The sequence below is a fragment of the Rhizobium sp. 1399 genome (assembly GCF_031455475.1).
In the GTDB taxonomy this organism is placed as follows: domain Bacteria; phylum Pseudomonadota; class Alphaproteobacteria; order Rhizobiales; family Rhizobiaceae; genus Rhizobium.
This window is the reverse complement of sequence record NZ_JAVDSU010000005.1, coordinates 254,858-269,692: the sequence shown is the minus strand read 5'-3', so window position 1 is coordinate 269,692 and position 14,835 is coordinate 254,858. Positions and strand designations below refer to the sequence as shown.

Annotated in this window: 13 protein-coding genes; 9 read left to right on the top strand and 4 right to left on the bottom strand. The window is 59.7% G+C overall.

What is annotated here, in order from left to right; all coding sequences use genetic code 11:
- Positions 1-5: 5 nt before the first annotated feature.
- From J2X71_RS18680 to J2X71_RS18670, 3 genes are all read left to right on the top strand, one after another.
- Positions 6-1,040 carry a hypothetical protein gene (locus tag J2X71_RS18680; protein ID WP_310383743.1) on the top strand — a complete coding sequence of 345 codons (1,035 nt, stop codon included), beginning with the start codon at positions 6-8 and terminating at the stop codon, positions 1,038-1,040.
- Entirely contained in the window at positions 1,037-1,816 is a 780-nt protein-coding gene (locus J2X71_RS18675) for a VWA domain-containing protein (protein WP_310383741.1), read from the top strand. The genes J2X71_RS18680 and J2X71_RS18675 overlap by 4 nt, the downstream gene beginning before the upstream one ends.
- 228 nt (positions 1,817-2,044) lie before the next feature.
- Positions 2,045-3,151, top strand: a complete 1,107-nt coding sequence (locus J2X71_RS18670) for a TRAP transporter substrate-binding protein (protein WP_310383739.1) — start codon at positions 2,045-2,047, stop codon at positions 3,149-3,151.
- Between the two features lie 132 nt (positions 3,152-3,283).
- Here J2X71_RS18670 and J2X71_RS18665 read toward each other — a convergent pair whose 3' ends face one another.
- Complete coding sequence (locus tag J2X71_RS18665) at positions 3,284-4,768, bottom strand: TRAP transporter large permease subunit (protein ID WP_310383737.1); 1,485 nt, start codon at positions 4,766-4,768, stop codon at positions 3,284-3,286.
- A 21-nt stretch (positions 4,769-4,789) separates the two neighbouring features.
- Positions 4,790-5,329: a TRAP transporter small permease subunit gene (locus J2X71_RS18660; RefSeq protein WP_113181518.1), complete on the bottom strand. Its 540-nt coding sequence runs from the start codon at positions 5,327-5,329 to the stop codon at positions 4,790-4,792.
- A 319-nt stretch (positions 5,330-5,648) separates the two neighbouring features.
- Between J2X71_RS18660 and J2X71_RS18655 the strand changes: the two genes are divergently transcribed.
- From J2X71_RS18655 to J2X71_RS18630, 6 genes are all read left to right on the top strand, one after another.
- Complete coding sequence (locus J2X71_RS18655; protein ID WP_310383734.1) at positions 5,649-7,955, top strand: EAL domain-containing protein; 2,307 nt, start codon at positions 5,649-5,651, stop codon at positions 7,953-7,955.
- A gap of 146 nt (positions 7,956-8,101) precedes the next feature.
- Positions 8,102-8,854: an N-acyl amino acid synthase FeeM domain-containing protein gene (locus tag J2X71_RS18650; RefSeq protein ID WP_310383732.1), complete on the top strand. Its 753-nt coding sequence runs from the start codon at positions 8,102-8,104 to the stop codon at positions 8,852-8,854.
- A 267-nt stretch (positions 8,855-9,121) separates the two neighbouring features.
- Positions 9,122-9,346 carry an aa3-type cytochrome c oxidase subunit IV gene (locus J2X71_RS18645; RefSeq protein ID WP_007817412.1) on the top strand — a complete coding sequence of 75 codons (225 nt, stop codon included), beginning with the start codon at positions 9,122-9,124 and terminating at the stop codon, positions 9,344-9,346.
- Positions 9,347-9,452: 106 nt separating this feature from the next.
- Positions 9,453-10,601 (top strand): Re/Si-specific NAD(P)(+) transhydrogenase subunit alpha, encoded by a 1,149-nt coding sequence (locus J2X71_RS18640; RefSeq protein ID WP_310383729.1) that lies wholly within the window; start codon positions 9,453-9,455, stop codon positions 10,599-10,601.
- Positions 10,601-10,999, top strand: a complete 399-nt coding sequence (locus tag J2X71_RS18635; RefSeq protein WP_007817406.1) for a proton-translocating transhydrogenase family protein — start codon at positions 10,601-10,603, stop codon at positions 10,997-10,999. The genes J2X71_RS18640 and J2X71_RS18635 overlap by 1 nt, the downstream gene beginning before the upstream one ends.
- A 7-nt stretch (positions 11,000-11,006) precedes the next feature.
- Entirely contained in the window at positions 11,007-12,401 is a 1,395-nt protein-coding gene (locus J2X71_RS18630) for an NAD(P)(+) transhydrogenase (Re/Si-specific) subunit beta (protein ID WP_113320970.1), read from the top strand.
- A 45-nt stretch (positions 12,402-12,446) separates the two neighbouring features.
- On the opposite strand, the gene J2X71_RS18625 is transcribed toward J2X71_RS18630, so the two are convergent.
- Both J2X71_RS18625 and J2X71_RS18620 read right to left on the bottom strand, forming a co-directional pair.
- Complete coding sequence (locus J2X71_RS18625; protein ID WP_310383724.1) at positions 12,447-12,929, bottom strand: DUF992 domain-containing protein; 483 nt, start codon at positions 12,927-12,929, stop codon at positions 12,447-12,449.
- Between the two features lie 62 nt (positions 12,930-12,991).
- Positions 12,992-14,635 carry a sensor histidine kinase gene (locus J2X71_RS18620; RefSeq protein WP_310383722.1) on the bottom strand — a complete coding sequence of 548 codons (1,644 nt, stop codon included), beginning with the start codon at positions 14,633-14,635 and terminating at the stop codon, positions 12,992-12,994.
- Positions 14,636-14,835 lie beyond the last annotated feature (200 nt).

The following is a 14,835-nucleotide window of genomic DNA, read 5'->3' as shown; positions in this document are numbered from 1 at the left end:
TCTGCTTGACCAGCGGCAAGGCAGATGAACCGCCGGAGAAAAAGCCGGGCGGATCGCCCAGGGTGCTTTTCCCGGAAAGTGCCGCGCCCGAGCCTGTCGCCGCTCCGAAAGACGGAAATCAGCCGAAGATACTCTTCGGTGCGCCCCGTGCTCCCACGCCCAAGGGCGATCGCCCACGGGTTCTAGCCGCTGGGGAGGTGAGGCAACGCATCTCCTGCGGCGTCGCCGACCTCCGGGGCATGGATGCGAATGCGACCGAGGCGGTGGCAAAAGCCGCGTTGCGGATCGTCGACAGCACCAATCTCGACGACCATTATTTCGATGATGTGGTCCGCTTTGGTGCTGCTCTGCAGACCGAGCACGGCAGACTGGCGGAAAGCGAACTCGAGATCGTCAGCAGTGAAGTTGTGGCAGAGGGCAGACGGTTCGCGGCCGGATTGCTGCAGCGCCTGACGGACCTCGATCCGGACAGGGTGTTTTCTGTCCGCGGCGGTTTTCTCAATACCGTCAAGGCTCTAGCCGCGCCCCGTGATCCTGCCGGCCTTTTTTCTCGCCTCTATCCGGAGGTGCGGGCTTTGGCGACTGGACTTAACGTGCTTGCGCCCGAGATTGTTGCCGTTGCCAAGCAGGTACGTGCTGTTGGCAAGGCCTATAAGTCACTCTCGAATAACCTTGCCGGGCATATTCTTGCCGGTCGATTTCTCGTCCACCACATCAGTAGCCTTCAACTGTCCGACCGCGAGCGGCAGGCTCATTATGCCTCGCAGTCTGAAGCACTGGAGACACGGACATCAAGCCTTTCGGCCACGAAGGCGACCGTCGAGATGAGTATCTGGACCGTTGCGGCCGTCTCGCAGGAAATCGAAGCGCTCGCCCGCTTGGCCGAGGGCCTATTGCAGGAAGACCTGCCTGCCTGGCATGCGGCATATTCCGCAGCCCTAACCGCTCAATCGGCGGAGCAGGCAAGGACAACGGTGCCGCTTCGCGACCTTCACACCCGCATTCTTGGAAAACTCAAATTGGAGAGGAATAGGCCGTGACGACATTCAAGCTACAGAAACCGGAGGAAGAGGTTCGCCGCGTCGGCTTCGTTTTGCAGAAGCAGGGCATTCACGAGCGCATTCCGGCGCAGGTCGGCATCAATATCGATGTCTCTGGCTCCATGAGCGACCTTTTCAAATCCGGCGCGGTGCAGGCAGCGCTGGAGCGCATCCTTCCCGTCGCTCTCTATTTCGACGATGATGGCCGTATCGATACCTGGGCTTTTTCCAACAAGCAGAATATGGCGTCACTGACGCCTGCCACGGCCAAGAATTACGAGGGCTACATTCAGCGCGAGATTGTCGGCAACAAGGAAGTCCAGCCGATCCTGTGGGGCGGCACTGACTACGGTCCGGTCATCCGCTCGAACCTCATGACTTACGGGCTGATGGAGGAAGAAGAGGCAGGTGGCCTGCTCGGCATGATCTTCGGCATGCGGCGCGACGCCTTCGGTGAAGAAACGCGATCGGGCATTCCGGCAATCAATTATTTCCTGACAGACGGGGAGAATTCCGACCGGGACGCGGCCTGGGACTTGCTGCAGAAGGCCGAACAGGCTGAATCGCAGATTTACTATGTCATGGTCGGTATCGGCGACGAGAAGTTCGAATTCCTGCGCAGCGCCGCGGAGCATTTCCCGAATGTCGGTTTCGTCAGCGTCAGGGATCTCGGAGAGTTCGTGGGCAGCGACGACGCCTACGAAAAACTGCTTCCGGCCGAACTCTGCACCTGGCTGAAACATGAGCATGACGACGAGGACGACGATCATCATTGATCGTTTCTCCTGAAGGCAAGCCCGGCCGCTTCATCGCGGAAGCGGCCGGCACGATACAGCTAAGCTGCTGATTCCGATGGATGTGTGGCGTGTGCCACAGAAGCGTCGTGATCCCAAAGACTAATAGACTAAAGCTTGAAACGCTTCTTCCGCCATGCTTAGCTTTGCCATTACTGCGGGTAGGGGTGAGGATTGACCACGCAGTGCCATCTATACGGGAGGTTTTTGATGGATCGTCGTTCATTTATGAAAAAGGCGGGAACAGCCGGCGCCGGTGCCGTTGCCGCGACTGCTTTGGCAGCACCTGCAATTGCGCAGGAAAACCCGAAGATTGCCTGGCGTATGACCTCGTCGTTTCCGAAGAGCCTGGACACGATCTACGGCGGCGCCGAAGATATTGCCAAGCATGTTTCGGCTGCCACGGACGGTAATTTCACGATCCAGCCTTTCGCAGCCGGCGAAATCGTCCCCGGCCTGCAGGCCGTCGATGCGGTGGCGGCGGGTACTGTCGAGGCAGCCCACACCACCTCCTATTATTTCGTCGGCAAGGATCCGACCTACGCCATCGGAACGGCCATTCCGTTTGGACTGAACAGCCGCCTGACCAATGCCTGGTTTTACCAGGGCAACGGCAATACACTGATGAACGAATTCTATGCCACACAGGGCATGTATGCCCTGCCGGCCGGCAATACCGGTGCGCAGATGGGTGGCTGGTTCCGCAAGGAAATCAATACGCTCGACGATCTCAAGGGCGTCAAGATGCGCATTGCCGGTCTCGCTGGCCGCGTCATGGAGAAAGTGGGCGTCATCCCGCAGCAGATCGCCGGCGGCGACATCTATCCGGCGCTGGAAAAGGGAACGATCGATGCGGCAGAATTCGTCGGCCCCTATGACGACTTGAAGCTCGGCTTCCACAAGGTGGCGAAGTACTACTATTACCCGGGCTGGTGGGAAGGTGGCCCGACGGTGCATGCCTTCTTCAATCTCGATAAGTGGAGCAGCCTGCCGAAGCACTATCAGGCAGCGCTCAACGACGCCTGTGCCTTCGCCAACACAAACATGCTGGCAAAATACGATACGAAGAACCCGAGCGCGCTGAAGCAGCTTGTTGCGGAAGGCGCAACGCTGCGGCCGTTCAGCCAGGAGATCATGGAAGCCTGCTTCCAGGCCGCGATGGGCATCTACGACGAAATCTCAGGCACGAACCAATATTTCAAGAAGATCTACGATGACCAGACTGCTTTCAAGCGGGATGCCTATCTCTGGATGCAGCTCTCGGAATACACGTTCGATACGTTCATGATGATCCAGCAGCGCGCGGGTAAGATCTAAGAGATCTTCCTCTTCTCGGCGATATCAATAAAAGAGCCCCGGATGAAAATCCGGGGCTTTTGTTTTCCTCTATTTCTTTGTTTTTCACGCAATTCCGGACGCAAACCGCTGCACACTTTTACTGGAATTGCTCTACTGCGCAGGTAGAGGCGGAGGCGCGCTCGGCAGGGCCGGCAGGGTCAGGCCCGGGATCTGCGGCGAGCCATTGTTGCCGCCGAGCGGGGGCAAGCCGAGCTGACCGCCGAAGCCCGGGACTTCAATCTTGATAGAGTTCGGGTCGACCTTCGGGCCATGGTCCAGCCAGTAGGTCACCGATTGTGGCCAGAAGATCACGATCGCCACCAGGATCAGCTGCATGCCGACCCATGGAAGCGCACCCATGTAAATATCCGAGGTCTTGACCTCGCGGCCGGCGATCGAGCGCAGGTAGAAGAGCGCAAAGCCAAAGGGCGGGTGCATGAAGCTCGTCTGCATGTTGACGCAGATCAGCACGCCGAACCAGATCAGGTCGATGCCGAGATTGGAGGCGACCGGGGCGAGCATCGGGATGACGATGAAGGCGATCTCGAAGAAATCGAGGAAGAAGGCGAGCACGAAGATGAAGATGTTGACAAAGATCAGAAAACCGACCGGGCCGCCGGGAATGCCTGAGAGCATATGCTCGATCCAGCGCGAGCCGTCCATGCCCTGGAAGACCAGGCTGAAACAGGTGGAACCGATAAGGATCATCACAACCATGGAGGTGATGTGCGTGGTCGATGTCATCGCCTCGCGGATCAGCGGCCAGGTGAGGCGCCGGTTCATGGCCGCGAGCACCATGGCGCCGACGACGCCGAGCGCGCCGGCTTCCGTCGGCGTCGCAAGACCCATGAAGATCGTGCCGAGCACGAGGAAGATCAGCACGATCGACGGCACCATGCCCATCAGCACCTTCATGAGCAGCGCCCAATTGAAGTCGCCGCGCACTTCTTTTGGCAGCGGCGGCATCGATTTTGGCCGGACGATCGACAGCACCAGGATGAAGAGCACGAAGATCGCCACCTGCAGGATCGACGGGCCGATCGCGCCGCGATACATGTCGCCGACCGATTTGCCGAGCTGGTCGGCGAGAACGACGAGTACCAGCGAGGGCGGGATCACCTGGGTGATTGTGCCGGAGGCGGCGATGACGCCGGTAGCAAGGCGCGGATTGTAGCCGTAGCGCAGCATGATCGGTAGCGAAATCACACCCATGGTGATGACCGAGGCGGCCACGGTGCCGGTGATCGCGCCAAGCACGGCGCCGACGAGGATGACAGCATAGGCCAGGCCGCCGGGAATGCCACCGAAGAGCTTGCCGGTGCCTTCGAGCAGGTCTTCGGCCAGCCCACAACGCTCCAGCACCGCGCCCATGAAGGTGAAAAAGGGAATGGCAAGCAAGAGGTCGTTGGAGACGATGCCGAAGAAGCGCAGCGGCAGCGCCTGCAGGAGGGCTTCGTCGAAATGGCCGGTGACGATACCGACGATGCCGAAGAACAGGCCGACGGCGGCCAGCGAAAAGGCGACCGGAAAGCCGTAGAGCATAAAGATGACCATGCCCAGGAACATGGCCGGCGGAATGATGCCGAAATCAAACAAATCCGTTCCTCCAGGGGCGCGTTACTGCAGCGGCTTTTCGTATTTCGTGTCGATGCTGATATGGCCGGTAACGGCTGCGATCCGCTTAATCAGCTCGGAAACGCCCTGAAGGGAGAGCAGCGCGAAACCGGCGACAAGGACCAGCTTGACGGGCCAGCGGATCAGCCCGCCGGCGTTGCCCGATATTTCCCCCTGCCGGTAGGAAAGCGCAAAGAAGGGCCAGGAGACCCAGGTGAGGAAGATGCAGACGGGAATGAGGAAGAGGATGAGGCCAACGATGTCGATCCAGATCTTCGCCCTGTCGGAAACCGAACCATAGATCAGATCGACGCGGACATGCTCGTTGTTGCGCAGCGCATGCGAGGCGCCGAGCACCACGACGAAGGCGAAGAGATACCACTGGATCTCGAGCCAGCCGTTTGAACTGTAGTTGAAGGCGTAGCGGACGACGGCATTGCCGGCGCTGATCAGGCAGCAGAACAACACCATATATTCGGATAGTTTGCCAATGAACTCGCTGATCGAGTCGATCAGCCGACTGACGGCCAGGAATACCGACATTCGCCTCCCCTTATTATCTTGCCGTTTTCGGCAGTTCTTCCCCTGCAACCGGTGTAAACCAGGGTTTTTGAAATTGGAAGGATAAATGACCCGCCTTGGAGTATAGTCGTATACGGCTAGACCCTGTGATCCCGTTGGAAAATTCCGGCAACTCAGGCGCGGATATTTTTTTCAAAAACCTCGCGAGAAAGCTGCATTATCGCGCCTGGGATGCGTGGTTCATCCTAGGGTTTTAGAAAAATTGACCAAATGTTTGAACCGTTTGAAATCAATTTTTAAAGGGTTCGATTTACATTTCCCGCGCACAGGGAAAGTATGGATGAAGCCACATAACCCGAACAGGGTCCCTAAGGATGTGTATCTGTCGTTTGTGAGTTCCCTGTCCGGGAACCGCATGACGCTTCTTGTTGGCGTGATTGTGCATGTTGCGACGTGCCTTGCCGTGGCTGCCAAGACGCAGTACTCCATCTACATCCTGCTGTCAGTCGCCTTCCTTCTGGTCTTCAGCGCTCGCATGGTGATCTTCCGGCGGTTCGATCGTGTCGACAAGCAGAGCCTGTCGCACGCCGGAATCGAGCGTTGGGAGCGGATTCTCGTTGCCAGTGGAGCCTGCACCACCGCGCTCCTCGGCATCGCCAGTGGCTACGCCATCTTCGTCGTGCATGATTCATTTGCGGAGCTTGCCTGCATTTCCGTCACCATGGCGACCATGGTTTCCGTCGTCGGCCGCAACTACGGCTCGCGCTTCGCAGTCGACCTCCAGACGCTCTTCTGCTGCCTGCCGATGATCGTCTGCAGCCTCCTGGCGCTGGATTTCTATCGCGGCGTGCTTTCGATCTTCCTCATTCCTTTCTGGCTGACGACGCGGGCCATGGCGAACGGCGTGCGCGAGTTTCTCTATGAGAACGTCATTGCGCGCCGGGAAATCACCATCATCGCCGACCGTTTCGATACGGCGCTCAACAACATGCCGCACGGCCTCGTCATGGTCGATGCCGAAAACCGCATCCAGGTGGTCAATCGCAAGGCCTGCGAGCTTCTGAAGATCGGTGCGCCGGAGCGGCTGAAGGACCGCGATCTAGGTGCCGTGCTGCGCTATGGCGCGCGCTACAGCTTCATGGATGGCTCGCAGCCGGAGCTCATCCTGCGCCAACTCACCCAGGTCGCCGAGGGCAGCCTGTCGCGCACGCTCATTCATTTTCCCGAGAGCCTGTCGCTCGAATTCTCCGCCAGCCGCAGGACGGACGGCGGCGCCGTGCTGATCTTCGAGGACGTGTCGAGCCGGGTGAAGGCGGAGCAGAAGATCCTGCACATGGTGCGTTTCGACGCGCTGACCGGCCTGCCCAACCGGGAATATTTCGGCCAGCTGGTGCAGGAGTATTTTGCCAAGTATCCGAAGAAGAACGGGCCGCTCGGCTTCATGGTGCTCGATATCGACGAGTTCAAACATGTCAACGACATGCGCGGCCATGTGACCGGCGACCATCTGCTCTGCGCTATCGCCGCCCGCATCAAGCAGGCCTCCGGGAATGCCATTCTCGGTCGGCTGATGGGAGATCAGTTCATCCTGTTCTTCCCGCGTGCTAAGGAGCAGGCGTCGCTCGACCGCGAAATCCGCCGCGTTCACGCCGCGATCCAGGGCCGCTACGAGGTCGATGAAGTAACCTTTCTCGTTTCGCTCAGCGCCGGCTATGCGATCCTCGAAAGCGATGCGTTCGCGATGGACGAATGGAGCGTCAAGGCCGACCTTGCCCTGTTCGAAAGCAAGTCGCGTTTCAAGGGCGGTATCTCAGGCTTCGAGCGGGAGATGGACGGCCGCTATATCGAACAGCAGAAGCTGAAGGCGGATTTACGCGACGCGGTCTCGGCCCAAGCGCTGCATCTCGTCTTCCAGCCGATGTTCAGGGCCGACGGCTCGCGGATCGAATGTGCCGAGGCCTTGGCGCGCTGGGTGCATCCGGAGAGGGGTTCGATCCCACCCGACGTCTTCATCCGGCTCGCCGAGGATATGGGCATCATCTCCGACATCACTCGTTTCGTGCTATTCAAGGCCTGCAGCGAATGCATGACCTGGCCGGAACATATCGCCGTCTCGGTCAACCTTTCAGCGCGGGATCTGCGCGATGCTGACATCCTTTCAGTCGTCGCCGATGCGCTTGCTCATTCCGGCCTCGCCGCGGCGCGGTTGCATCTCGAGGTTACCGAGAGCTGCCTGATCGACGAACCGGCGGCGGTGCGCGCCATCCTGGCGGAGCTCAGGTCCCGCGGCATCACCATCGCCATCGACGATTTCGGCACCGGCTTCTCCAGCCTCAGCTATCTCGACACGCTGCCGCTCGATATCGTCAAGATCGACCGCTCCTTCGTGCGCAACATCGTCGAGGATGCGCGCCGCCTCAAGCTCTTGCGCGGCACGGTCAATCTCGCCCGCGAACTGGGTTTGAAGATCGTCATCGAGGGTGTGGAGACCGAGGAGCAGCTGGCGCTGCTCAACAAATACCGCAGCGCCGATCTCGTGCAGGGCTATGTTTTCTCGCCGCCCGTACCTTCCCAGAACATCACGCTGCTGCAAGAGGGCATCATCGGCCGCCGCACCGTCCAGCGCCGTCGCACCAAGGCCGCCTGAGCCGCCTGCAGGTGATTGGTTGTTCAGCCGAAAAATCTCGCACGCCGTTAACCTTAATAATTTAAATTTAACGCAAATTCTCAGATTTTCTTGCCTATATATCGCCGGCGTATGATTAATGATCCGTTAACGAGCGGATCAAGAGAATGTCAGACACACTTTTTACGCGTGGCGATTTCAGCAGGAAAATCCTGGAAATTCTGGATCATGTCGAATATCGCCGTGTCGAAAGCCGCGAAGACATGGAAGAGGTGGAGCGGTTGCGCTACAAGGCCTACAAGGCCCACGGCGCGCTGTCGCTTGCCCCGGAGGGTCTATTAGATGATGTCGATTTCGACAGCTATGCCTATATCTTCGGTCTCTACTATTATGGTGAACTGGTCAGTACGATCCGAATTCACCATGTGACGCCGGAGCATCGTATCAGCCGGTCCGGAGAGGCCTTTCCCGAGGCGATGGATGAGCTTTTGGACGCCGGGCTGACCTTGATCGACCCAGCGCGTTTCGCGGCCGATCCGGAGATCACCGCCAACATGCCATGGGTTCCCTATCTGACGCTGAGACCCGCCATCGTTGCGGCAGCGTATTTCCGGGCTGACCGCGTTATTCAGTCCGTCCGGCCCCCGCATGCCGCCTTCTACAAGCGGGTCTTCTACGCCGATACCATTGTGCCCGGCCGACTGGCGAAGAGTTACGGGGTTGATGTGACGCTGATGGCGACGAATGTGGTCGAGGTCGGGCGCAAGCTGTTGACGCGTTACCCCTTCTTCATCTCCAGCCCCAGCGAGCAGCGCATGATGTTTTCGCGCAATCCGAACGACACGCTGCCGCCACTCACCATCATTCCGACGGCGCGTTTCGTGCCGTCAGGCGAACTCGGCACCGATCTACCGCTGTGATTTCCCTTTCTTCGCGATAGAGAGACAATGCTCGTCAGGGCAGATGAGGCGTGGGCGACAGTCAAAAACCGCATCTGTCGCCGGACCTCCTTTCATCCGGCCGTTGAGGTTGTCTTTTCGTCCGGATGAGGTCGCTGCGAGGCGCGCCTGCGGCATTCTCATGCATTGCGCTTTCGCCCGTCATTGTGTAATCCCTGCGGGTGGGGATTTGCCTCGCTGAGGCGAGGGAATCAGGCAGCGCTAAGGCATTTCAGGGAGACGATATTCATGGCCGAACATCATACCGGACCGGTCGAGACCGGCGCGCCGATGGACTACAAGGAACATGAAAAGACCTACAACATGTTCATTGCCGGCACGAAATACGGCTCGATGCTTCTGATCGCCTTGATGCTTGCCATGGCTGCCGGTTTCTTCGGCGGCGCCGGTTTCCTCGGCGGCATCCTCGTCTTCCTCATCATCCTCGTTGCCGGCATCTTCCTGCTCCGCTAAGCGCGGCCGGCGGGAAGACACGGTCTTCCGAACTTTGTGATGTAGATGCTTGGCCCGTGCAGGCAAGCAGCCTGCCACGGCCCAGCTGACCCGGAGGAGGGGGCAGTTGGCCAATATCGTTTTCGTAGCAAAGGAAATCACGGGCGATGAGACGCGCGTTGCCGCATCTGTCGAAACCGTGAAAAAGATAAAGTCGCTCGGCTTCGATGTCATCGTCGAAGCGGGCGCGGGAGCACTTTCTCGCATTCCGGATTGTGAGTTCGAGGCTGTGGGCGCCGCAATCGGCACGTTCGCAGATGCCGCGTCCGCCGATGTGATCCTCAAGGTCCGCCGGCCGAGCGAAAGCGAAATTTCCGGCTATAAGACGGGTGCCGTCGTCATTGCCATCATGGATCCCTATGGCAATGATGAGGCAGTCGCCGCGATGGCCCGCGCCGGTCTTTCCACCTTCGCGATGGAGCTGATGCCGCGCATCACCCGTGCGCAGTCCATGGATGTGCTTTCGTCGCAGGCCAATCTTGCAGGCTATCAGGCGGTCATCGAGGCAGCCGTCGTCTATGACCGCGCCATGCCGATGATGATGACGGCAGCGGGTACTATTCCTGCGGCCAAGGTTTTCGTCATGGGTGCGGGCGTTGCCGGCCTCCAGGCGATTGCGACGGCGCGCCGTCTCGGTGCCGCCGTTTCGGCAACCGATGTTCGCCCTGCAGCGAAGGAACAGGTTGCATCTCTCGGCGCGAAGTTCATCGCTATCGAGGATGACGAGTTCAAGGCGGCGGAAACTGCCGGCGGCTACGCCAAGGAAATGTCGGCCGACTATCAGGCGAAGCAGGCTGCACTCGTTGCCGAGCACATCGCCAAGCAGGACATCGTCATTACCACGGCTCTCATTCCCGGCCGTCCGGCGCCGCGGCTCGTCTCGCGCACCATGCTGGCCTCGATGAAGCCGGGGGCGGTTGCTGTCGATCTCGCAGTCGAGCGTGGCGGCAACATTGAAGGCGTGGTTACAGGGCAGGTCGCCGATGTCGAAGGTGTGAAGGTGATCGGCTTTCCGAACATGGCGGGTCGTGTGGCGGCCAGTGCCTCAGCGCTTTACGCCAAGAACCTCGTTACTTTCCTGGAGACGATGGTGAGCAAGGAAACGAAATCGGTCGTGCTCAATCTCGAGGACGAGCTCATCAGGGCGACGATGCTGACCTATGCGGGGGATGTCGTGCATCCGGCATTCGGCGGCGCCAAGAAGGGGGATAACTGATGGCCAGTGAAGCAATGGACAAGGCGCTGGAGCAGCTCGACCAGGCCGTCACCGCGGTCATCACCGCTGCTGCCCAGGCGCCTGAAGCGGCAAGTGCCGCCACCGGCGGTGCAATCGATCCCTTCGTCTTCCAGTTCGCGATCTTCGTGCTGTCGATCTTCGTCGGCTACTACGTCGTCTGGTCGGTAACGCCGGCGCTACATACGCCGTTGATGGCCGTTACCAACGCGATCTCCTCGGTCATTGTCGTTGGTGCGCTGCTTGCCGTCGGCATTTCGACCAGCGGTCTTGCGACCGGCTTCGGTTTCGTGGCGCTCGTGCTCGTCTCCGTGAATATCTTCGGCGGCTTCCTCGTCACGCAGCGCATGCTGGCGATGTACCGCAAGAAGGACAAGTGAGGGGCCGATGACCAATCTTGCAGCCTTCCTCTATCTCGTCTCCGGCGTTCTCTTCATCCTTGCGTTGCGGGGGCTCTCGCATCCGGCGACTAGCCGCAAGGGCAATCTCTACGGCATGATCGGCATGGGGATTGCCATCCTCACGACGCTGGTGCTGGCGACGCCTGACTTCGGCGGCTTCGTGCTCATCATTCTCGGTCTTGCCATCGGCGGCAGCGCCGGCGCCTATATTGCCCGCACCATTGCCATGACCTCGATGCCGCAGCTCGTTGCCGGCTTCCATTCGCTGGTTGGTCTTGCCGCGGTTCTGGTCGCGGCGTCAGCGCTCTATACGCCTGATGCTTTCGGTATCGGCGAGATTGGCCAGATCCATACGGAAGCGCGCATCGAGATGGCGATCGGTGTGGCGATCGGCGCGCTGACCTTCACCGGCTCGATCATCGCCTTCCTGAAGCTCGATGGGCGCATGTCCGGCAAGCCGATCCTTTTACCCTTCCGCCATCTGATCAACATCGCTCTCGCTGTCCTGATCGTGCTCTTCATCATCGGTCTGGCGGTGACTGAGAGCCACCTGGATTTCTGGGCGGTCGTTGCGCTCTCGCTGTTGCTCGGCATCCTGCTGATCGTGCCGATCGGCGGTGCAGACATGCCTGTCGTCGTGTCGATGCTGAATTCCTATTCGGGTTGGGCTGCCGCCGGCATCGGCTTCACGCTCGGCAATCTGGCGCTTATCATTACCGGTGCGCTGGTCGGCTCATCGGGTGCGATCCTGTCCTACATCATGTGCAAGGGCATGAACCGCTCTTTCCTTTCCGTCATCCTCGGCGGTTTCGGCGGCGAGATGGCAGGCGGCGCTGCGGATACGTCGGAGAAGATCGTCAAGCTCGGCTCGGCTGAGGATGCGGCCTACCTGATGGCGAATGCCTCCAAGGTCATCATCGTGCCGGGCTACGGCATGGCGGTGGCGCAGGCACAACATGCGTTGCGCGAACTCGCCGACAATCTCAAGAAGAACGGCGTGGAAGTAAAGTATGCGATTCATCCGGTCGCCGGCCGCATGCCGGGTCATATGAACGTGCTGCTTGCCGAGGCCAATGTGTCCTATGACGAAGTCTTCGAGCTTGAGGACATCAACTCGGAATTCGCCCAGGCCGATGTCGCCTATGTCATTGGCGCCAATGACGTCACCAACCCGGCGGCGCGCGACGACAAGTCCTCGCCGATCTACGGCATGCCGATCCTTGACGTCGACAAGGCCAAAACCTGTCTCTTCGTCAAGCGTTCGCTCGGCTCGGGTTACGCCGGCATCGACAACACGCTGTTCTACAAGGACGGCACGATGATGCTGCTCGGGGACGCCAAGAAGGTGACCGAAGAGATCAACAAGGCAATCGCCCACTAACCGAAAAAGCCCGCTTCGGCAGGCTTTTCTTTTATCGGTGCACTGTCAGATCTCGCCCGGCACCAGCGTCATCTTCTCGACACCGATGGCGAGATTGAGACCTTCTTGCGCCTGCAGGTTGAGCGGCTGCAGCATGAAGGCCTTGTCGGTGCCACCGGCAATGACTTTGGCACCTCCACCGGCGCCGAGGCTGGCATCTGCGCCGATGCCGTAATATTCGCCGGCGAGTGCGAAATCAGGCATGTTGGTGCCGGTCTTGGCGAGCACCTGCCAGATCATCACGCTCTTGCCGGTCTGGCCGATATCGATGCCGAATTTCTCGATCTTGCCGGCATAGACCGCCTTAGGGCCACCGGAAGCCGGCGTATAGGTGCAAATCAGGTTTTTCTCAGAAGTGACGATCAGTCCCTGGCCGCCATCCGATCCGCAGACGAGCCGGCCAAGCGACATATAGTCGGCTGCTGCGGCCGAACTGGCCCAAGTTGCAGCCGAAACGATTGCCGCGGCAATCATGGTTTGCTTGAACATGGTCCTTCTCCTTTTGAATGACCTGTTCGAAACGGGCGATTGCAGTGATTGTTCCGCTTGCGCTACTCGCGCTCCATCGTCCCACGCTGGGCTGTGAGGGTCCAGACGAGACCTTCCGGGCGGAAGTCGACATCGACCTTGCCCCGGAAAGCGGAGGCGGCATGCGCCTTGATGACGGTGGTGCCGAAACCGGTGCGCGACGGCGGGCTGACGGGCGGGCCACCGCTTTCAGTCCAGGTGAAACGCAACATGTTGTCCTCTGCTGGCTGCCATTCGAAGCGCACACGGCCCTGTGGTACGGAGAGCGCTCCGTACTTCACCGAATTGGTGGCGAGTTCATGCAGCGCCAGGCCGAGATTCTGCACGGCATCGGGCTTGAGGATGAAATCCATGCCCTCGATTTTCACCTGCTCGCGAGCCTGTGGAAAGGCCTGGAGATGAATATCGATGACGCGATGCAGCGAGACGCCGGACCATTGCTCGCCCGTCAGAAGCTCGATCGAGCGCACGAGTCCCTCAAGGCGGTGAGCGACGGCCAGCCGGAATGTCTCGACGCTGTCGGCCTGCTTGGAGAGCTGGCGCATCATTGCGAGAACAAGCGTCAGCAGGTTCTTGGTGCGATGAACCAGCTCATGCATGACGAAGCGCAGCCGGTCTTCGCTCTGGCTACGGTCGAAAGAGGCGTTGGAAAGCGCAATCGCCACCTGGTTGGCCTCGATGACACTGGTTTCGACGGGAGAGACGATATGGCCTTCGCCGAGCCGGTTCGCCATGTCTGCTATTTCGCGGATCGTCGAGCGGACCTGCCGGGCAACGGCATAGGTGGCAAGTACGGCAACGAGCAGCAGCACGAGGCCGCCGATCAACAGGAAGCGCCAGGTGCTGAGGATCGGTGCCTGGGCGGTGGCGATCGGCCCCCATACCACGGTCTTCCAGGACCAACCGGGAATTTGCGCATAGCCCAACAGGGCATGTGGGAGGATATCGCTGTCTTCGAAAACGCCGCTGGATGCGACGAGCGAAGGCAGGATGCGCGGGTCGAAGGGTTCGCCAGGCTGCAGATTGGCAGGGCCGCGGCTCGCCACGACATGACCACCCTGATCGATGACCGCCGCCGACCAGCCGGAGGCAAGGCCCTCTGTCGTGACGAGCTTTGCAAGATCGGTGGCATTCTGGGTGATGATCAATGCGGCGACAGGATCCTCGTCACGCGGCAGGGTGACGTTATAGACCCACATGCCGCTCGTCGCGCCCATGAAGACGTCGGAGGCTTCGATCCGGCCGGACTTCATCGCGGCTTCCAAAGCCGCGATGTTCGTCGTCTTGCCGAGCGGCGTGCCGAAGGCGCGACGAGTATTCAGAAATTGCTGCCCGGCCCTGTCGACGGCGATCACATAGAGCGTATCGCCGCGCAGCGCTGTTTCCGTGCGATTGTAGAAAGACTCATAGTCGCCGCTCTCCAGCTCCGGCGAGGAGGACAGCAGCCGAAGCGTCGTTGCCATATCCTGAAGCTGGCGGTCGATGGTGCGTGAGAGGGCGAGCGCATCCTGCGCGGTTTCGCGCTTGAGCGTAGACCGCTGATTGTCTTCCAGCTGCATGAGAAGAAGAGCAACGAAGGCAAAGATCGGCAGCGCAATCGCCACGGCCATGGCGATAAGATATGTTCCGATGGAAGCTTTCGGAAAAAGACGTACGGCGAACCTCATCGATACCGCCCCCGAACTGCCGGGACTGGATGCTGGGGAAGCTCGGTTTCGCAGAGTCTAACGAAAGCAAGAATCCGCATCGCTCGCAAACGCCCCTTACATTTCGTACCGCCCAATAGCCCGCTATCAAAGCGGGATCATGTTAGGGGGCGGGGCATTTGGTTGCAACCTACTAAAATAGTCAGGTGCAAAATCGTCAA

Excerpts from the sequence above, each read along its gene's own strand:
- J2X71_RS18670 (WP_310383739.1), top strand. The coding sequence starts at position 2,045 with ATGGATCGTCGTTCATTTATGAAAAAGGCGGGAACAGCCGGCGCCGGT.
- J2X71_RS18655 (WP_310383734.1), top strand. The coding sequence starts at position 5,649 with ATGAAGCCACATAACCCGAACAGGGTCCCTAAGGATGTGTATCTGTCG.
- J2X71_RS18630 (WP_113320970.1), top strand. The coding sequence starts at position 11,007 with ATGACCAATCTTGCAGCCTTCCTCTATCTCGTCTCCGGCGTTCTCTTC.
- J2X71_RS18650 (WP_310383732.1), top strand. The coding sequence starts at position 8,102 with ATGTCAGACACACTTTTTACGCGTGGCGATTTCAGCAGGAAAATCCTG.
- J2X71_RS18660 (WP_113181518.1), bottom strand. The coding sequence starts at position 5,329 with ATGTCGGTATTCCTGGCCGTCAGTCGGCTGATCGACTCGATCAGCGAG.
- J2X71_RS18625 (WP_310383724.1), bottom strand. The coding sequence starts at position 12,929 with ATGTTCAAGCAAACCATGATTGCCGCGGCAATCGTTTCGGCTGCAACT.
- J2X71_RS18620 (WP_310383722.1), bottom strand. The coding sequence starts at position 14,635 with ATGAGGTTCGCCGTACGTCTTTTTCCGAAAGCTTCCATCGGAACATAT.
- J2X71_RS18645 (WP_007817412.1), top strand. The coding sequence starts at position 9,122 with ATGGCCGAACATCATACCGGACCGGTCGAGACCGGCGCGCCGATGGAC.
- J2X71_RS18635 (WP_007817406.1), top strand. The coding sequence starts at position 10,601 with ATGGCCAGTGAAGCAATGGACAAGGCGCTGGAGCAGCTCGACCAGGCC.